Origin of the sequence: Nostoc sp., from assembly GCF_036917455.1 — a bacterium.
Taxonomy (GTDB): domain Bacteria; phylum Cyanobacteriota; class Cyanobacteriia; order Cyanobacteriales; family Nostocaceae; genus Nostoc.
Genome location: NZ_JBALDK010000005.1, coordinates 1 through 17,960, shown reverse-complemented (window position 1 = coordinate 17,960; position 17,960 = coordinate 1). Strand labels below are relative to the sequence as shown.

General features: G+C 43.3%; 18 protein-coding genes, 1 pseudogene and 1 CRISPR repeat array. Of the genes and pseudogenes, 5 read left to right on the top strand and 14 right to left on the bottom strand.

Annotated features, from left to right (window positions below; genetic code table 11):
• Positions 1-188: hypothetical protein (locus V7K42_RS00340; protein WP_334912474.1), on the top strand; the 188-nt coding region annotated here is incomplete at its 5' end.
• Positions 189-303: 115 nt separating this feature from the next.
• Positions 304-1,056: a CRISPR direct-repeat array (repeat unit 37 nt; unit sequence ATTGCAATTCATCTAAATCCCTATTAGGGATTGAAAC).
• A gap of 265 nt (positions 1,057-1,321) precedes the next feature.
• On the opposite strand, the gene V7K42_RS00335 is transcribed toward V7K42_RS00340, so the two are convergent.
• Complete coding sequence (locus V7K42_RS00335; RefSeq protein ID WP_334912472.1) at positions 1,322-1,963, bottom strand: class I SAM-dependent methyltransferase; 642 nt, start codon at positions 1,961-1,963, stop codon at positions 1,322-1,324.
• A 94-nt stretch (positions 1,964-2,057) separates the two neighbouring features.
• Here V7K42_RS00335 and hemH point away from each other — a divergent pair, with 94 nt between their 5' ends.
• Positions 2,058-3,224, top strand: a complete 1,167-nt coding sequence (gene hemH / locus V7K42_RS00330) for a ferrochelatase (RefSeq protein ID WP_334912470.1) — start codon at positions 2,058-2,060, stop codon at positions 3,222-3,224.
• Between the two features lie 166 nt (positions 3,225-3,390).
• Here the strand turns inward: hemH and V7K42_RS00325 are convergent, their stop codons facing one another.
• The 4 genes from V7K42_RS00325 to V7K42_RS00310 form a co-directional block, all read right to left on the bottom strand.
• Entirely contained in the window at positions 3,391-3,942 is a 552-nt protein-coding gene (locus V7K42_RS00325) for a DUF4126 domain-containing protein (protein WP_334912468.1), read from the bottom strand.
• 193 nt (positions 3,943-4,135) lie between these two features.
• The gene (gene purB, locus V7K42_RS00320; RefSeq protein WP_334912466.1) at positions 4,136-5,431 is read right to left on the bottom strand and encodes an adenylosuccinate lyase; all 1,296 of its coding nucleotides are present in this window, start codon (positions 5,429-5,431) and stop codon (positions 4,136-4,138) included.
• Between the two features lie 40 nt (positions 5,432-5,471).
• Positions 5,472-6,023, bottom strand: coding sequence for a DUF421 domain-containing protein (locus tag V7K42_RS00315; protein WP_334912464.1), 552 nt, complete (start codon positions 6,021-6,023; stop codon positions 5,472-5,474).
• Positions 6,024-6,179: 156 nt separating this feature from the next.
• Positions 6,180-7,196: a YihY/virulence factor BrkB family protein gene (locus tag V7K42_RS00310; RefSeq protein ID WP_334912462.1), complete on the bottom strand. Its 1,017-nt coding sequence runs from the start codon at positions 7,194-7,196 to the stop codon at positions 6,180-6,182.
• 189 nt (positions 7,197-7,385) lie between these two features.
• Here V7K42_RS00310 and V7K42_RS00305 point away from each other — a divergent pair, with 189 nt between their 5' ends.
• Positions 7,386-8,027, top strand: a complete 642-nt coding sequence (locus V7K42_RS00305) for a type I restriction endonuclease (RefSeq protein WP_334912476.1) — start codon at positions 7,386-7,388, stop codon at positions 8,025-8,027.
• Positions 8,028-8,405: 378 nt separating this feature from the next.
• Here V7K42_RS00305 and V7K42_RS00300 read toward each other — a convergent pair whose 3' ends face one another.
• From V7K42_RS00300 to V7K42_RS00285, 4 genes are all read right to left on the bottom strand, one after another.
• Positions 8,406-9,935, bottom strand: coding sequence for a YifB family Mg chelatase-like AAA ATPase (locus tag V7K42_RS00300; RefSeq protein WP_334912460.1), 1,530 nt, complete (start codon positions 9,933-9,935; stop codon positions 8,406-8,408).
• Between the two features lie 122 nt (positions 9,936-10,057).
• The gene (locus tag V7K42_RS00295; RefSeq protein WP_334912458.1) at positions 10,058-10,762 is read right to left on the bottom strand and encodes a DevA family ABC transporter ATP-binding protein; all 705 of its coding nucleotides are present in this window, start codon (positions 10,760-10,762) and stop codon (positions 10,058-10,060) included.
• Positions 10,763-10,837: 75 nt separating this feature from the next.
• Positions 10,838-12,013 carry an ABC transporter permease DevC gene (devC, locus tag V7K42_RS00290; protein WP_334912456.1) on the bottom strand — a complete coding sequence of 392 codons (1,176 nt, stop codon included), beginning with the start codon at positions 12,011-12,013 and terminating at the stop codon, positions 10,838-10,840.
• Entirely contained in the window at positions 12,010-13,317 is a 1,308-nt protein-coding gene (locus V7K42_RS00285) for an ABC exporter membrane fusion protein (protein ID WP_334912454.1), read from the bottom strand. The genes devC and V7K42_RS00285 overlap by 4 nt, the downstream gene beginning before the upstream one ends.
• Positions 13,318-13,618: 301 nt before the next feature.
• Here V7K42_RS00285 and V7K42_RS00280 point away from each other — a divergent pair, with 301 nt between their 5' ends.
• Positions 13,619-14,233 (top strand): TetR/AcrR family transcriptional regulator, encoded by a 615-nt coding sequence (locus V7K42_RS00280; protein ID WP_334912452.1) that lies wholly within the window; start codon positions 13,619-13,621, stop codon positions 14,231-14,233.
• A 370-nt stretch (positions 14,234-14,603) separates the two neighbouring features.
• Here V7K42_RS00280 and infC read toward each other — a convergent pair whose 3' ends face one another.
• On the bottom strand, positions 14,604-15,071 hold the full coding sequence (gene infC, locus V7K42_RS00275; RefSeq protein WP_258169853.1) for a translation initiation factor IF-3: 468 nt from the start codon (positions 15,069-15,071) through the stop codon (positions 14,604-14,606).
• Positions 15,072-15,330: 259 nt separating this feature from the next.
• Here infC and V7K42_RS00270 point away from each other — a divergent pair, with 259 nt between their 5' ends.
• On the top strand, positions 15,331-16,650 hold the full coding sequence (locus tag V7K42_RS00270; RefSeq protein WP_334912450.1) for a DEAD/DEAH box helicase: 1,320 nt from the start codon (positions 15,331-15,333) through the stop codon (positions 16,648-16,650).
• 108 nt (positions 16,651-16,758) lie between these two features.
• Here V7K42_RS00270 and V7K42_RS00265 read toward each other — a convergent pair.
• The 4 genes and pseudogenes from V7K42_RS00265 to V7K42_RS00250 form a co-directional block, all read right to left on the bottom strand.
• Positions 16,759-16,917 (bottom strand): annotated as a pseudogene (locus V7K42_RS00265) (hypothetical protein); the annotation flags it as partial.
• 84 nt (positions 16,918-17,001) lie between these two features.
• A complete protein-coding gene (locus V7K42_RS00260; RefSeq protein ID WP_334912446.1) occupies positions 17,002-17,316 on the bottom strand; it encodes a hypothetical protein in 315 nt (104 codons plus the stop codon).
• A gap of 112 nt (positions 17,317-17,428) precedes the next feature.
• Entirely contained in the window at positions 17,429-17,635 is a 207-nt protein-coding gene (locus V7K42_RS00255; RefSeq protein WP_334912444.1) for a helix-turn-helix domain-containing protein, read from the bottom strand.
• Positions 17,636-17,637: 2 nt separating this feature from the next.
• A complete protein-coding gene (locus V7K42_RS00250; protein ID WP_334912442.1) occupies positions 17,638-17,868 on the bottom strand; it encodes a hypothetical protein in 231 nt (76 codons plus the stop codon).
• Positions 17,869-17,960 lie beyond the last annotated feature (92 nt).

Genomic DNA, 17,960 nt, shown 5'->3' with positions numbered 1-17,960 from the left:
CTACCCTCAACACTTTAACTACAATTTTTGGCTTGATTGCTGGTGGCTCCTCTGTCCTTGGTAGTGCTGGCATGATTAATCACAATTTAGCTGGCGCTATCGGCGGAATTGCTACCGCACTTTTGGGCTATCTCGTGCAGCAGCCCGCCTCTGGCGAACAGCCGCAAGCCCCCGTAACTCAGAAGTAAGTCACTTGGGATTCCTCACACTCTTTCCAAACGAATTCTCTAATGCTATGATTACTAAAGAATCGCGCAACTGCACCTTGAAAACTAAATACAGTCTGAGTTTCAGGCTCTTGCCATTGCAATTCATCTAAATCCCTATTAGGGATTGAAACAGTAGCAAGAATGGCTACAAAGCTACGAGGTCGGAATTGCAATTCATCTAAATCCCTATTAGGGATTGAAACGTAATTTTGAATTATGGAAATCGACAACGAGATACGATTGCAATTCATCTAAATCCCTATTAGGGATTGAAACTTGTTCGTGTTCCACTGTGAGACAACCTTTGGACTATTGCAATTCATCTAAATCCCTATTAGGGATTGAAACTGAAGTATCCCGTGCTTTAGATGCGGCTGAAAACATTGCAATTCATCTAAATCCCTATTAGGGATTGAAACTCAAAAGTGTAATCGGATCCATTGTGAAGAAAAATTGCAATTCATCTAAATCCCTATTAGGGATTGAAACAGCTACGAACCCTAGAAAAACACTTATAGGTATCCAATTGCAATTCATCTAAATCCCTATTAGGGATTGAAACTTAATTGGATTACGTCGAAGACGAGGATTAGCGATATTGCAATTCATCTAAATCCCTATTAGGGATTGAAACTGTTCTACTATTCCTATTCGTGTTCCTGAAAAGATTGCAATTCATCTAAATCCCTATTAGGGATTGAAACTGCACAGGTAGATAGCATCGGAACAGCAGCTTCATTGCAATTCATCTAAATCCCTATTAGGGATTGAAACTGGCGACCATCGGCGCTACTTTGACATCACACCTTTATTACAATTCATCTAAATCTCTATTAGGGATTGAATATAACAATTACCCATCTTTAGATTGAGATAGGAATCATATTTTATTTTTGAACAAAATTAGGTATTGTAGGGTGTGTTAGAACGCAGTTCGTAACGCACCATTATCGAGGGTTTGGTGCGTTATGCTGTCACTAACATAACGCCAATGACGCTACGCACAGTCGCTAACGCCCAAGTCGGTAAACCCGCCCACACGACTGGCTCCCCTACATATCTTTTCTCCAAATCAAACCGGATTCCTATAAAGTAGGTTAAGATACCTGCTATTATTTAGGCGTTATGCTTGACTTCTTGGCCTGTATCACTTGCAAACTACCGCCAGAATATAAAGTTGGCTTACTCTCATCAAATCCAACCTCAGTTAATAATCTAGCCAAATCAGTTTTCAACAATTGCCAAGCTGTTTCCGTCTCAAACAACAACAAAAACAGTGATATACCAGGCCAAAATATCGGATTTGTCGGAGCGTGAAAATCTATCAGCGTAAACACCCCTCCTGGCTTCACCACCCGATAAACTTCATTCATAATTTTTCGCAACTGCTGAGGCTGCATCTCGTGCAATGCAACACTGGTATGCACCACATCAAACAGATTATCTGCAAATGGCATCTCTTCGGCAAAAGCTTCCACATAAGAAGCTTCAGGGACATTTAACTGCGCTCGTTGCAAAGACTTAGGTGAAGCGTCCAATCCTGTTACATTTTGTGAACTTTTCACCAAAAAATGCGTTGTTTGACCGCTACCGCAACATAAATCTAAAACCTGAGTATCTGAGTGAATTGTTAAGCCTTGCAAAGCAAGTTGCCGAAAACGCGCTTCACCACCTACACTTAAGGCTGCTAAACGAGAGATACCATCATAAAACCACTGATAGCGGTAACTCCAATCCCTTAAAATTGTTGCCATTGCATATTTCCTTGCTATTAAGCTTTATTATTTAATAAAGATATATTGTTAACATTAGTAAAAAATCTGAAAAGATTGGGGGAAAGTAACAGCTATGGGTCGTGTAGGCGTCTTATTACTCAATCTCGGTGGCCCCGATAAGCTAGAAGATGTCGGGCCGTTTTTGTATAACCTATTTTCCGATCCGGAAATTATTCGCCTACCGTTTCGCTGGTTGCAAAAGCCCCTAGCCTGGTTTATTGCCTCGCGGCGAACCAGAACATCTCAAGAGAATTATAAGCAAATCGGTGGCGGTTCCCCACTCCGACGGATCACAGAAGCGCAAGGGGAAGCTTTAAAAGAACAGCTGGCTTATTTAGGGCAAGAAGCCGATATCTATGTGGGAATGCGTTATTGGCACCCCTATACAGAAGAAGCGATCGCACAGATTACCCAAGATAATGTAGAACACTTGGTAATATTACCACTATATCCCCAGTTTTCTATCAGTACCAGTGGTTCCAGCTTCCGGCTTTTAGATAAACTTTGGCAAGAAGACCCAAAACTTCAGCCCATTGAATACACCGTTATTCCTTCTTGGTACAAACAACCAGGCTACCTCCAAGCAATGGCGGAACTCATAGCCCAAGAACTTGAGCAGTTTCCTAACCCAGATGAGGTTCATATATTCTTCAGCGCTCACGGCGTTCCTAAAAGCTACGTTGAAGAAGCTGGCGACCCTTACCAGCAAGAAATTGAGGAATGTACTGCTCTGATTATGCAGACTCTCAATCGTGCCAATGCTCACACTTTAGCTTACCAAAGTCGTGTTGGCCCGGTAGAATGGCTGCAACCCTATACTGAAGATGCGCTCAAAGAACTAGGCGCACAAGGTATTAAAGATTTGGTTGTCGTGCCTATTAGTTTTGTCTCAGAGCATATTGAGACACTGCAAGAAATTGATATTGAGTATCGGGAAGTAGCAGAAGAATCAGGAATTCATAACTTCCGCCGCGTCCCTGCTCCTAATACTCATCCAGTATTTATTAATGCACTTGCAGACTTAGTGATTGATGCGCTGAAAAACCCCAGCTTCAAGCTTTCGCAAGCTGCCCAAATGAAAAAAATGGTGAAAATGTACCCCCAAGAACGTTGGGAATGGGGTCTAACTACTAGCGCTGAAGTCTGGAATGGTCGGATTGCCATGCTGGGGTTCATTGCCTTAATCATCGAGCTAATTACCGGTCACGGCTTCTTGCACATGATTGGGCTTTTGCAGTAACATCGTCCAATGAGCAGGGGGAGCAGGGGGAGTAGGGGAGGCAGGGGGAGTAAAGAGAAATATTTAGTAATTTTTGCTGCCAAGATAGTCCAAAATACACTTAATTTCTTGATTCCCCCCCTGCCTCCCCTGTTTACCCACCTCACAATAATCGCATTGCTCCCCTCTATGCTCTATGCCTCCTACCCTTGTGATACCAGTCATACCACTGTTTAGCGCTACGAACTGCAAACCAGAGCATTATTAAAGCAATTAATCCTCCTTGCCAGGGAGCATCAAAGGCAAAAAGTACTAGAGCAATACACAACGTATCTTGAAGAAAGACTGCCCACAAGGGTAAGCCACGTAACCGATAAAACCAACCAACTTGAACTAGCTGGAGTACTAAAGCTAAGGAACCACCAATACAGGCAATTAGCCAGTTTGGTGTTGCTGTTGCGTTGGCTACTGCTAACCCCATGATTGCCCCGACGATGGGAGACATGAGTAACTGAACCAGTTGTAGCAATCTTTGCCCCCATAGTTTTTTTGAGGCTAATAATTCAAATAAAGACCAAAAGGTGAGGCAGCCTAACAATATTGGTGGAGAAATGTGAGATAAAATTGGGACTTGTGACCATAAGTCACTACCTTGCAATAATCCAATAATCAGCAAAGGTATGCCTATTCTCATTCCTGCTGCCGCAGATGCAGAAAGTGTGGCTAGGATTTCAATCATTAAAGCACTCGTAGTATTAATAAATAAATAAGTAAATATCTGTGATTTATATTACCCAGTGCTGGCGATAATTCCAGCATCAAGCAGACAGTCTTTAAGAAGTAATACTAGAGATTTTTGGTATTTTTATATTCTTTACTATCCGCTGTAGGGACAATTCATTAATTGTCCCTACAGCACAGGCCAATTAATCCTAAATTCCCAATCGTTGGTAAACTTCTTCTAAATGCTGGAGATGCTGTTGGGGATCGAAACAGACTTCTAGTTCTGTTGGGGACAACTTTTCGGTAACGCGAGGATCTTTGCTAATTAAGTCCTGGAAATTCCCTCCTGGTTTGTTCCAAGCGATATGAGCGCTTTCTTGAACCATCGCATAAGCTTCTTCGCGGCTGCTTCCCTTGTCTATCAAGGCAAGTAGCACTTTTTGACTGAAGACAACGCCGCCGTAGCAGTTGAGATTTCGTTCCATATTTTCAGGATAGACCAACAGGTTTTTCACCAAGTCGGTTATTTCTAATAACATAAAATGCGTCAAAGTACAAGCATCTGGTAAAATTACCCGTTCTACAGAACTGTGGGAAATATCCCTCTCATGCCAAAGAGCAACGTTTTCTAAAGCTGCACCGGCATGGCTTCTGACCAGTCGTGCCATTCCCGTCAGCCGTTCCGAACGGATGGGGTTGCGCTTGTGTGGCATGGCTGAGGAGCCTTTTTGACCTTTGGCAAAGAATTCTTCAACTTCCAAAACGTCTGTTTTTTGCAGATTGCGAATTTCTACAGCAAAACGTTCGATGGATGCCGCTACCAAGGCTAATTGTTGCACGTAGTCGGCGTGGCGATCGCGGGAAATAACTTGTGTTGAGGCCGTATCGGGTTGGAGTCCGAGTTTTTGGCAAGCGATCGCTTCTACACGAGGTTCAACATTGGCATAAGTTCCCACCGCACCAGAAATTTTACCCACAGCAATGGTTTGGCGGAGAATTCTCAAGCGTTCTTGGTGTCGCAACACTTCTGCTAACCAGCCAGCTAGCTTGAAACCAAAAGTAATCGGTTCAGCGTGAATACCGTGCGATCGGCCTGCCATCACAGTATGACGATGTTCCCGTGCTTTTTCACGAATTACCTCAATCAAATCTTCCAGACGTTGCAATAATAGATCTAAGCTAGCAACCAATTGCAGTGCTAAAGCTGTATCCAAAACATCCGAACTAGTTAAACCCAGGTGAATGTAGCGTCCGGCATCACCAACATATTCGTTGACATTTGTCAAGAAAGCGATGACATCGTGGCGAACTACAGCCTCAATTTCTAACACCCGCTTGGGGTCAAAATCTGCCTTAGCCTTGATTTCCTCAACCGCCTGAGATGGAATGTAACCCAGTTCAGCTTGAGCCTCACAAACAGCAATCTCGACTTGCAGCCAAGTTTTTAGTTTATAGGCTTCACTCCATAGATTAGCCATTTCGGGCAAAGTATAACGCTCAATCACAATTCGGCACAGAATACAACCGTCATATTTTACAGTCTAATTAATGTAGATCAATTTTTAATGCTGTTTTTGGCTCAGGGACAGAATTAGTTTTTGAGTCAGAGGTGATGATGCTAATCCTACCATCAGCTTCCATATATGCAAACTTCACATCTGCTAAAAATTCTACACCTTGCTGACGTAACTTGCTCATCAACTCATCGTCTGTAATTAACTCTTGTTGCAAATGACGCTGAATCATCCGACCATTTTTTACCAGTAGTAACGGTGGCTGATTCAAAAAACGTTGGAACTGGGGTATTTTGTAGCCTAACCAGTTCAACAAATAACTCCAAAAAATCACAGTTCCTACCAAGATACCGCCTTCGGTAATCGATGTATAATTACTTGCCATAGCATTTTGGGCAGCTTCAGCAAATAGCACTACTACGAGTAAATCAGTAATTCCTAATGTTCCTAGTTGGCGGCTAGGAAGGAAACGTAACACTGAGAACAGCGCTAAATAAACCAGCGAACCGCGAATAATCAACTCAAAGACGCTGATGCTAGGAACAAAAATTGCTTGCCAATTGATAAAAAACCATTTTTCCATTAGCACTGATTTTCTTCCTTTTTCAATAGACTTCTGGAAAAAATCCAGTATTAGGTTATTTATCTACGTTCTTATTTCATAAAACTGATTTTTATTAGAGATTAAATACTTTAATATTTATCAGAGTTACAAACATAAAATCTCACTATCTAAGGATTAAAGTCGCGGGTTTTTCCTTTTCTTTTTTAAGCGCTTGGGCTTTTTCAAAGACTGGAATAAGCGATTAATCAAATTAGAAGGTGGCTTTTTATTAGTAGACGATTGCCTCGTTGGAGCCTTGCCATTATATTCGGTGTTATCAGATAAAGGTATGGCATGTTTCGTTGGTGTTATGCCTTTTCCATACCTTCTGGCATAAACTTGGGTAAATTCAGCCCCGAAAAAAAGAATCTGTGCGGCATAGTTAACCCAAGCCAAAATTACCACCAGCGAACCAGCAGCACCATAAGCTGAACCAAAACTTCCATTCCCTAAATATTGTCCTAATAAAAACCTCCCAATTGAGAACAAAGCTGAGGTGAGAGAAGCTCCAACTAAAACATCACGCCAAGCAATGTTAACATCTGGTAAAACTTTAAAGATTAGTCCGAATAGGACTGTAGTTATAGCAAAAGAGAGAACAAAATTGACAAGCTGCCAGAGAAAATCGACACCAGGTAACAAGTTGCTAAAGTATGTTACTAATGTTGTCAAGGCTGTACTAATTACCAGAGAAACTAATAGTAAAAAGCCGATACCTATGACCATTGCAAAGGACAAAACGCGTAGACGAATGATGTTAGTTACACCGCGTCCGGGTTTGGGTTTAACTTCCCAAATCGTGTTCATGGCATCTTGCAACTCGGTAAATAAACCAGTAGCACCCACTAGCAGAACTACGATACTAATGATAGAAGCGATCGCTCCTGTCTTTGGTTGATTAGCATTCTGAATGGCTGATTCGAGAAACTTTGCGCCTTCTATCCCCACTAAACCTTGAATTTGTCCGACAATTTGACCCCTTGCGGCCTCTTCTCCAAATACTGCCCCGGCGATCGCAATTACAATAATTAACAACGGTGCAATAGAAAAAATCGTGTAATAAGCTAACGCCGCCGCTAACCGTGAAGCTTTATCCTCACTCCATTCTTTGAATGTCTCTTGAAACAACTTCCAAATCGCCTGCCAATTCATCCAACCAGTCTCCTTCTAAGAGGATATCGCTTACTTCCTGATATATTTGATACTTATTCTCTAGTTAGCGACATCCTCCCAAGGGAGTTTGTAAAGCGTCCTTGAGGAGGAATTTAATCGGAATACTTTATGAGTGAGCGCTCGCGCCAATTGGCGATAATAGAAATGTGCTACAGTTACCTAAAACCAATGAAACAAACGGCAGCAATTACAGAAGCGATTACCACTCTTCAGGATGCAGAAAATCGATTCGGTTTTGTCCGTATTGAAGACGAGCAATTTTTCCCAGAGTGGCATCAGGAATCGTCTGAAATTACAGAAGCAGAAAAAGCCTCTGTAGATGTCATTCGGCGAAGATATCTTTATCACCGCGCCGGAGGTGATTTACTAGAAGGGACAGTCATATTGTTGTTGGTATCACCAATACTTGCACTTTCTGGGTTTTACGATCCTCCTTTCAAAATTAAAGCTGAATCATCTGTGGAACTAGTGCTGGATGATGGCGAAGAGATACTGCGCGGACGGATTGACGTTTTAGTGCTACAAAATCAGTTGTGGGTCGTGGTGTTAGAGTCGAAAAAAACCACGCTGTCTGTTTGGTCGGCTGTACCGCAAGCCCTAGCTTATATGATGGCTAACCCCAACCCTAGTAAACCTGTGTTTGGTATGGTGACGAATGGAGACGATATTTTATTTGTCAAAGTGACGCAAAAAAATACACCACAGTACGACCTGTCAAGAGTATTTGCCCCGTTTGCATCCGCCAAAGAATTGTACGCCGTTTTGCAAATTCTCAAGCGTATTGGTCAGTTAATTTCTTCTGCGTCCTAAGCGATCGTCAGTATATTTACTTTACAGCAGTTTTCATGTATTTGAACCACACCTGTCGTAGGGGTGCAATGCCTTGCGCCCCTACTAAAGATTGATTTTTCGCACCTTTATGCCTTTCTTTGCACGAAACAAAACTCATCCCATCAATCAGCAATGCCCAAGATTGCTATGGGAGCAACGCGAAAAAGTGAGATCATCGTCTAATGAGCAGGGGGAGCAGGGGAGGCAGGGGGAGCAGGGGGAGCAGGGGGAGTAAAGAAAAGTTTTAGTATATTTTGCTACTAAAAAACTGGAAAATATACTTAAATTATTTCTCTCCCCCTGCCTCCCCTGCCTCCCCTGCTTACTCACCTCACAAAATCGCATTGCTCCCGATTGCTATTGCATCCTATCTATCGTGCGATATTGAATTGCTTCCGCCACATGACTAGTTTTTAGCTCATCATCTCCCGCTAAATCTGCAATTGTTCGTGCTACTTTGAGAATGCGATCGCTAGCTCTGGCTGATAAACCTAATTTTCTAATGGCTACTTCTAATAAATTGCGACTAGCATCATCTAGCTTGCACCATTTCTGGAGATGACGACTTTGCATCTGGGCATTGCAACGCAGATTTGCTTCACCTTCAAAGCGGGTAATGGCGCGATCGCTTGCTTGTTGCACTCGTTGTAGCACTGATGTTGATGCTTCTCCCGTAGGTTGTTGGGTAATTTCTTCTGGTTTCAAGCGATTTACCGCAACTTGTAAATCAATTCGATCCATCAACGGCCCAGAAAGTTTTGCCCAATATTGCTCGCGTTGGCGGGGAGAACAAGTACATTGTTGGATGGTATCGCCATAGTAACCGCAAGGACAGGGATTGGTACTCGCCACCAAAGTAAACTGCGCGGGAAACGTTACCGATAGTTTGGTACGAGAAATTGTCACATAGCCATCTTCTAAAGGCTGACGCAGAAATTCTAAAACATCACGTTTAAATTCTGTTAATTCATCCAAGAATAATATGCCATTGTGAGATAATGAAATTTCCCCAGGACGAGGAAAGCTACCACCACCAACCAGAGAAGGCCCTGATGCCGAGTGGTGGGGACTGCGAAAAGGGCGATCGCGTACCAACGAACCGCGATTTTTCAATAAACCAGCCACTGAATGGATGCGAGTCACTTCCAAAGATTCGGCAAAACTCAGAGGCGGTAAAATTCCTGGTAAGCGCCTTGCTAACATGGTTTTCCCACTACCAGGCGGCCCGACAAAAATTAAATTATGTCCACCAGCAGCAGCAATTTCTAAAGCCCGACGCGCATGAGCTTGTCCTTTGACATCATGCAAATCTGCACTAGGGTAAGATTCTATTGTTCTGTCTACTGTATCATCCATCTGCACAGGTTTGTAACGCCCTGGATTATTTAAAAGATCCACCACCTCAGACAGATGTTTGCAGCCATAAACAGCCAAGCCTTGAACCACTGCGGCTTCTTGGGCATTATCAGCAGGGATAACTAAACCTGCAATTCCCATTTTTTGAGCTGCGGCTGCGATCGGTAAAACACCAGCCACCGGACGCAAACTGCCATCGAGAGACACTTCGCCCAAGAATAGATAATCCCCCAACAAATCAGCGCTAACTTGTTCAGAAGCCGCCAAAATTCCCACACTAATGGGCAAATCGAAACAGGGGCCTTCTTTGCGTAAATCTGCCGGAGTTAAATTGATCACAATTTTCCGCATGGGAAAAGCGAAACCTGCATTTTTCAGCGTTGCTTTAACTCTTTCTCTCGATTCTTGAATCGCTGAATCTGGTAGTCCCAAGACAACAATTCCCGGTAATCCCCCCGACACATCGACTTCTACGCCTACTTTGACGGCATCGATGCCCACAATTGATGCACTCCAGACTCTGGCAAGCATTTCTTAATATAGTAGTAAACCTTTCAAATCTCTAGCAGATGCGTGGGTAGATTGGCATTAGTGAAATTACAGGGACGATTCTCCGATCGAAATCTTTTTTGCAACCGTTTGGGGAGAATCAGCTAACCGGCTGTAACAACAGCACGATCGTTTACTAACTTGCCATCTTCCATATAGACGATGCGATCGGCAATATCTAGAATGCGGTTGTCATGAGTCACTAAGAGAATGGTACAATCCTGTTCTTTAGCTAGTTTTTGCATGAGGTTAACCACATCTCGTCCAGATTTACTATCAAGGGCGGCGGTGGGTTCATCCGCTAAGACAATTTTAGGACGACCGACCAACGCACGAGCGATCGCAACTCTTTGTTTTTGTCCCCCAGACAAATCATTAGGATAGTAATTTAGGCGTTCTCCTAATCCTACCTCCTCTAACATTTGGGTTGCTCGGATTTTCATTTCTGCCGGTGAAATATTATTATGCACTTCCAAGCCCATTCTGACGTTCTGGAGTGCTGTCAGGCTACCGTGCAAGTTGTGCGCTTGGAAAATATAACCGTTATTGCGTCGCACCTGGGTAAGTTTTGCTGTACTTGCACCACAAAGTTCTTTTCCTAATATCTGCAAACTGCCAGATTGGGCAGAACGCAAGCCGCCTGATAAGGTGAGAAGTGTAGTTTTACCAGAACCAGAAGGCCCAGTCATAATAATAATTTCACCGGCGTTAATATCCAGGTTGATATCAAAGAGAACTTGCTTGCGAAGTTGACCATGACCGAAGTAGTGGTCGAGATTTTTAACAGAGATTACGGATTGATTAATCATAAATAGCTCGATTACTCGTGATGACGATCATTTTTCCTTTGCAAATGACCAATGACCAATGACAAATGACAATTTCTAAAACATATCTGCGGGGTCAGCAGACTGTAATTTCCGGGTGGCGATCGCACCAGAAATTATACACATAATCATAGTCAAGGTTAATACTGTCAAAGCTCGCGCACCGGTCATGTAAAGTGGCAAATTTGTAGCATTACGAGTTAAATGATAAAGTCCTAAAGGTGCGATCGCTCCAGGGATAAAGCCCAAGACTGCCAAAATTATCGCCTCTTCAAATACCACACCTAATAAGTAGAGATTGTTATACCCCATTGCTTTGAAGGTGGCGTATTCTTTCATGTGAGAATTCACATCTGTAGAAAGAACCTGATAGACGATAATCACGCCTACCATAAACCCCATTCCTACACCCAGACTGAAGATAAATCCGATAGCAGTATTTGTTTTCCAGTAATTTATTTCAAATTCAATAAATTCTGCTTTAGTTAAAACTTTGACATCATTATCTAAATGAGCTTCTAAAGCTGCTTTCATCTGTTTTGGGTCAGAGCCTGGTTGCAACTGCACCAAACCGAGACTAACACCACTTGCATCTTGTCTGGGAAATAATCGCAAAAAGTTCTGGTCGCTGGTGATCAAAGTACCATCAGCTATGAAGGAAGCCCCGACTGTAAATAAGCCGCTAACGGTAATTGTCCGCCGTTCTATTTCGGTTGTGACAGTTTTACCTTGTTCAATCTTGGCGATCGCTTCATTATAATCTCCTCTAGAGGCGCGATCAAAGAGAACGGTATCTGGTAGCTTCACAGCATCTACCTGGCGATTCACATCCGCTAAGTTAAACACTTGCTGATCGGGATTGAACCCCATAACTAATATTGTCGTCTTCTTATGTGTTTGGGGATTTTTCCAATCAACAATGTTGATATACATTCCTTCTGCCGACTTTACACCTGGCACATCCATTGCTTGATACAGCCGTCGCCGTGTAAAGTTAGACATATTTGCTAAGTTACGTGCTTGAGGACTGATGACAAACATATCAGCCTCCATACTGCGATGCAGGATTGTATTACTTTCAAACAAGGCAGTCTGAAACCCTAGCTGCATGAACATTAGAACATCGGCAAAGGCAATGCCTGACAATGCCACTAAAAAACGACCTTTTTCATGACTCAGTTGCAGCCATCCTAAAGGGGTTCGCTGCCGCAGTTGCTGGATAAATCCAATCATAGTTCAATCACTGCCTTGACTTGCAAATTAGTAAAACTGGAAGCGTTTTGGCTGGATAGTTTATTCAATTGCACATGAACTTCCACTACTCTGGCATCAATATTGCTAGAGGGATCAGTATTGATCAAATTTTGCCGCTTTACCTGCATACCAATCCAATCCACTCTTCCCTCTAATTCATTGTGTAAAGAATCACTACTTACCCGCACATCCTGTCCTGGACGCACTCTCTGGATATCACTTTGGTAGACTTCTACTACTGCATACATCTGGTCGGTTTGACCTAGAGCGACAATTCCTTCATTGCCAACAGTTTCTCCGGCTCGGGTATTAATCTCCAAAATTCGACCGGATTTAGGAGCCACAACGTATGCTTGCGCTAGTTCTGCTCTAATTTTATCCACAGTGGCTTGAGCGCTATCTATCTCTGCCTGTACATTTGCTATATCTGTGGGACGGACTTCAGCAGTTTGATTCAGGTTAGCTTTTGCTTCCTTAATCTGCTGTTGCAAGCTGGCGAGGGTTTGATCTTGGTTGGCTTTTGCTTCGTTAAGCTGTTGTTGGAGGGTGGCTACAGTTCTTGTCTGAGTGGCTTGGCTTTCAATTAATGCTTGAGTGGAAGTTTCGGCGTTTAAGCGTCTGCTATCAACTTCTTGGCTAGAAATTGCTCCTGCTTTATATAAAGTCTCGTAGCGCTGCACCTCAACTTGCGCATTACGTTTCTCGGCTGCGACACGAGCCACTGTTGCTTGCAAGCTCCGTTGTTGCCCAAGGAGTTCTGCTTCTAGACGATTAATTGTCGCTTGCTGAGTTTTAATGTTTCCTTCCAGTTCTACTTGCAGACGATTTACAGCAGCTTGACGCACTCCAATTTCTCCCTGTTTGGCTCCTGCTTTTACCTGGTTAAGGCGAGATTTGGCAACTTGAACTTGTTTTTGGGCTTCACCCAAAGTAGCTTGTAAGCGATCGCGGCTATCCATAATTGCAATTACCTGCCCAGCTTTGACGCGATCGCCTTCTTTCACCAATAGTTGCTCTACCCGATTACCTTCACCAGAAGATGGCGCTGACAGTTTTATTACCTCTCCCTTTGGCTCCAACCGCCCTAATCCTGTTACGGTTTTTACCACAGGCTGAACTGCTACTGGTATTTTTTGTTTTTCATTGGCTGTAGCCTGAAACTTCATCACAGCATAAACACTGAGTCCACCTATTGCTAGTGCTGCAATTATTGCAAGTAGAACAGGCGATCGCAAAGGATTCCGAGAAGACCCTAAACCCTCTGAATTTCTGTTTTGCTCCATACTCTTTTCCCCTTACCACCAGTAGCAACATGTACTAAACTGTCCAGTTCAATTTATGCTAAACTAAACGGACTAGTTTAGTCAATACGATCCAACTAAACTCATCAATCAATTTGCTCGGCATTATGCAGCAAAATGCTATTGACAATTGAAATCGATTGTTTATTCCAAGAAAGTAGAAAAGAGAAAAGCTGATAACAGAGGCTTTTGGGCTTTATCGAATATATTTATTTTCGCTATTTTGTACAGAGGTATTTTGCAGCATCTATTAATATTGTTTATACGAAAGGATGATTAATAAATGGTACGGATCAAAGCTGGTGAAGTAGATCGAGACAATTCTGTTGATAAAGTGGAGCAAATTCTGCAAGGGGCAATGCAAGAATTCCTTCAACATGGCTATGCTGGTACAAGCATGGATCGAGTAGCAGTAGCAGCAGGTGTATCTAAAGCGACAGTCTATAGCCACTTTCAAGATAAAGAAGGACTTTTTAAAGTCCTGATAGAGCAACTGGCAAGCAAAAAAAACAACTCCATTTTTGGCACAGAACCTATTGAGGGAGAACCAGCTGCCATACTACGCCAGATAGCAACCAAAGCATTAGAGCAGATGGTTAATGACAAAGAACATAGTGCATTTATGCGAGTTCTAATCGGGGAATCTGGTCGTTTTCCTGAGTTAGCTAAAATTTGTATTCATGCGATAATTAAGCCAGTAACGGAAACTCTCACTCACTACTTAGCGGCTTCTGAACTAAACATACCTGATCCAGAAGCAACAGCAAGAATTTTCATAGGAGCATTGGTGCATTTTCACATTACTCAAGATGTGATGCATGGAAAGGACATTGTACCAATGGAAAGCGATCGCTTGATTAATGCGTTGACACACCTAATCGCTAAATGCGCCGATTGATTGGCTATGTCCGAATGGCACGCTTGTAAAGGGAAAATCGTTGAGGCGGCAGGGGAGCAGGGGAGCAGGGGAGCAGAGGGGAAGTTTTAGGTATTGCGTTCGGATATTTATAAATTCCCCTCTGCACCCTTGCCTTCTAGCCCCTCTGCAATCCTTACGCTGCATACTCTTCAGCTTAACTTAGTGCCATTCCGCTATGTCCTATTCTGAGCTTATGGAGTGCTGTGGACTATCATCCAGCTTTTTTCCTTTCTTAGCATTGAGCTAAAATCCCACGGCTTGATATGAAAACAAGCAATAGCAATGCTTTCACAGCCATGGGAGTGTCAAAAGCTGGCACAAATACATCCTCCAGCGATCGCTAGATTAATTAGGCAGGAATGACTTGAACAATTAATGAGCGTTTATCCAGTGACTGGATTTTACCTACTTGACTGAGGTCTTTTGCAATTCTGTCTAGCAGTTCTCCCGCTTGGTCACGATATTGATGTTCTCGGCCTCGTAAACGAATGGCAAACTTCACCGAGTCGCCTTTACTCAACCAACCAACTGCTTTTTCAATCCGTAAATTGTAATCAGCGATGCCCACATTTAGACCAAATCTAACTTCTTTTACCGTCGGTCTAGCACTCTGGCTCTGACGTTTTTTCTTTTGATACTGAAGCTTGCCATAATTAAGAATTTTGGCGATCGGAGCTTCTTTACCTTGGGAGACTACAACCAAGTCAAGCTCTAAGCTCTCGGCTAACTGTAGTGCCTCATTAGTGTCGATCAGACCACGATTATTATTCTCATGGTCAATCAAGAAGACATGAGGTGACTTGATTTGTGAATTAATCAGTTGCTTTTGGATTGCGATAACGAATTTCTCCTAGTTGTTCAACACTTTAAGATTCCAAGTAATGCTAATTTAACACAACACTGAATCAGAGCAACTTTAACCACACAATAGACTACAATCTGTTAGAATGTGGAACTGCGGCACTCGCTCTTCAGTCTTCGCGCTATTGCCCATCCAGCTTTTCAATGCTTTTTTATCCGTCCGCCTAAGACTGACACCGCCATTGGTGACAGGCCGATGTTATTTTTGGAGTTTTATGGATTTTTCTACTCTCGGCTTGTCCAATGAAATTATCCGTGCGGTTACAGAGCGAGGGTACACCGAACCTACGCCAATTCAGATACAGGCGATTCCTGCCGTCTTGTCGGGTAGCGATTTGCTAGCTGGGGCCCAAACTGGGACTGGAAAGACTGCTAGTTTTACCTTGCCGCTTCTGCATCGGTTGTCGTCTGAAAAGAGCAAAAGTACATCTAATGGATACCGACCGATCCGGGCGCTGATTCTCACCCCGACTCGTGAACTCGCCGCCCAAGTGGAAGAAAGCGTGCGTGAGTACGGCAAATACTTACAGCTAAACTCGATGGTGATGTTTGGCGGAGTCGGTATTAATCTGCAAAAACAGCGTTTGAAGAACCGAGTCGATATTTTGGTGGCTACTCCAGGACGATTGCTAGATCACGTACAGCAAGGCACGCTCAACCTCTCGCATATTGAAGTTTTGGTGCTAGACGAAGCAGACCGGATGCTGGACATGGGCTTTATTCATGATATCCGCCGCATCCTTGCACTTTTGCCCAAACAGCGACAAAATTTACTATTCTTCGCTACCTTCTCAGACAAAATTAAGGCACTCGCCGCCGGACTGCTCAATAACCCGAAGATGATTGAGGTAGCACGCCGCAACGTTACCGCCGAGACGATCGCACAAAAAATTTACCAAGTAGACCGCGATAAGAAACGCCAATTACTTGCTCACCTAATTCGGCGAGATAATTGGTATCAAGTGCTAGTGTTTACTCGTACCAAGTATGGGGCAGACCGTTTGGTTAAGCAGTTAGGCGAAGACCGCATACAAGCACTGGCAATCCACGGGAATAAGAGCCAGCCGGTGCGTACTAATGCTCTGGCAAAATTCAAGAATGGCAGTTTACAGGTATTGGTGGCCACAGACATTGCTGCTAGGGGTCTTGATATCAGCGAACTGCCCCATGTAGTCAACTTCGATCTGCCCAATGTACCAGAAGATTATGTTCATCGTATTGGGCGCACTGGTCGGGCTGGCGCGTCAGGTGAAGCCATATCGCTGGTGTCCGTTGATGAATACCCTTTATTAACAGATATCGAAAAACTGATTCAGCAGCGTTTGCCAAGGGAAGTGGTGGCTGGCTTTGGCCCCAACCCTGATATTCAGCCTGAAGCAATCCCCAATGGACGGCAACACAGACCCAAATCTGGGGGTGATAAGCGTCCGGCTCGGACTCCTAAACCGTTACCACGGACATCGGCTAAACGTAAAGCAGCACCACCCGCAACCAATGGCGAGGCATCGCACCGTTCTGCTAAACGCGATCGCTAATCTTCGTTAGCTGTCTAATAAACTTGGGCAAGATAGTTCTGAGTAAAGAAGTAAGATTCCCCACTCAGAACTCAAATCATATCCTCAAGCATCATTACGAATTACAAATTATCTGGTTCGCAATAACTGCACAAAAGTATTACTCACCGTATTGTCTTTGGTGTCGGCGGCGTATTGAATCAATTCTTCCCGCAGTTTTTTGGCTGGATCTATCTCAAGTAAGGTTGCTAGCAAGAAATAAACGCCACGAAAACGGGGATCGCCCATTCACTCTAGACAATTGAGAATGGGGAATGGGGAATGGGGAACAGGGAACAGGGAATTTATAGTCAAGTTGGAGACAACTCATAGTTAACTCACAGTTAACTTAGAGACTTGAGTGCATATTTTGAGATGCCCCTGTATAGCTTCGTCCCAAGTGGGGTACAAATTCTTTTTTCCATCAAGTGCCCCACCCATGACCAACGTTTCAAACACCATTGGTAGCGAGTTAGAGTTGCAGCTACCAGGGTTCAAGTCTATGCCTACAAATCTAGTTGAGATTATACAGTCTTTGAGTTCGTTGATCATGACTATGGTTTTGGCTGACATTAGCCACAAAGACCATTCAATAAAGGACTCAATAGCAACAGGGTTTTGCCCCTCCAGTTTGTAGTAGTAAGCCATAATCTCCCTAAAGTCATTTGAGGCTGACTATTATTGATTCCATTTATAAAGAATCTATATTATCGAAATTCTTTTGTATCGATAATATGGATTTTTGCTTATCTCCCTAAAGTCACTTTACAGGTTTCAAGCCTGTAAGCTCGTAAGTCAACTTGTTCCCAGGTTGCTTCCGACCTTGTACAAAGTCCTGCTTCCTAAGTCGATGCAAGGCTGGATATAGCCGATGAAATCCCATGTGTAACGTTTCATGGATCTGGGCTGCACGAAGTGGCCCAGCCCGTAGCAGCAAATCATAAATCTTGGCTTCATCTTCATTCATAGCTACAAAACCATGTAATGCGTTGGGGACAAATATAATTTTGGGATGCCTTCTCCAATTTGGTTGTGATTGACTAGAGTCCATTCCATATCTATTGCCCAAAAATGAACTGCGTCAAATACATCGCCGTCAACTTCTGCGACAACCTCCAAAATTTCTAAACCCTCTTCTGAATCTTCTGCCTCAGATGGGGTCATTTCGACGTATTCAATTTTGTACAGTTCAATCGCCATAATTCCTCTTTTATCACTTCAAGCCTTTAACTAATTCTCTAAATAGTAATTTTGCTCCTTTGGCTGCAATGCGATTTCTGACAAGCTTCACA

Bases quoted from the DNA above. Each gene is read 5' to 3' on its own strand.
- V7K42_RS00335 (WP_334912472.1), bottom strand. From the start codon at position 1,963: ATGGCAACAATTTTAAGGGATTGGAGTTACCGCTATCAGTGGTTTTAT.
- hemH (WP_334912470.1), top strand. From the start codon at position 2,058: ATGGGTCGTGTAGGCGTCTTATTACTCAATCTCGGTGGCCCCGATAAG.
- V7K42_RS00325 (WP_334912468.1), bottom strand. From the start codon at position 3,942: ATGATTGAAATCCTAGCCACACTTTCTGCATCTGCGGCAGCAGGAATG.
- V7K42_RS00315 (WP_334912464.1), bottom strand. From the start codon at position 6,023: ATGGAAAAATGGTTTTTTATCAATTGGCAAGCAATTTTTGTTCCTAGC.
- V7K42_RS00310 (WP_334912462.1), bottom strand. From the start codon at position 7,196: ATGAATTGGCAGGCGATTTGGAAGTTGTTTCAAGAGACATTCAAAGAA.
- V7K42_RS00305 (WP_334912476.1), top strand. From the start codon at position 7,386: ATGAAACAAACGGCAGCAATTACAGAAGCGATTACCACTCTTCAGGAT.
- V7K42_RS00300 (WP_334912460.1), bottom strand. From the start codon at position 9,935: ATGCTTGCCAGAGTCTGGAGTGCATCAATTGTGGGCATCGATGCCGTC.
- V7K42_RS00295 (WP_334912458.1), bottom strand. From the start codon at position 10,762: ATGATTAATCAATCCGTAATCTCTGTTAAAAATCTCGACCACTACTTC.
- devC (WP_334912456.1), bottom strand. From the start codon at position 12,013: ATGATTGGATTTATCCAGCAACTGCGGCAGCGAACCCCTTTAGGATGG.
- V7K42_RS00285 (WP_334912454.1), bottom strand. From the start codon at position 13,317: ATGGAGCAAAACAGAAATTCAGAGGGTTTAGGGTCTTCTCGGAATCCT.
- V7K42_RS00280 (WP_334912452.1), top strand. From the start codon at position 13,619: ATGGTACGGATCAAAGCTGGTGAAGTAGATCGAGACAATTCTGTTGAT.
- V7K42_RS00270 (WP_334912450.1), top strand. From the start codon at position 15,331: ATGGATTTTTCTACTCTCGGCTTGTCCAATGAAATTATCCGTGCGGTT.
- V7K42_RS00260 (WP_334912446.1), bottom strand. From the start codon at position 17,316: ATGGCTTACTACTACAAACTGGAGGGGCAAAACCCTGTTGCTATTGAG.
- V7K42_RS00255 (WP_334912444.1), bottom strand. From the start codon at position 17,635: ATGAATGAAGATGAAGCCAAGATTTATGATTTGCTGCTACGGGCTGGG.
- V7K42_RS00250 (WP_334912442.1), bottom strand. From the start codon at position 17,868: ATGGCGATTGAACTGTACAAAATTGAATACGTCGAAATGACCCCATCT.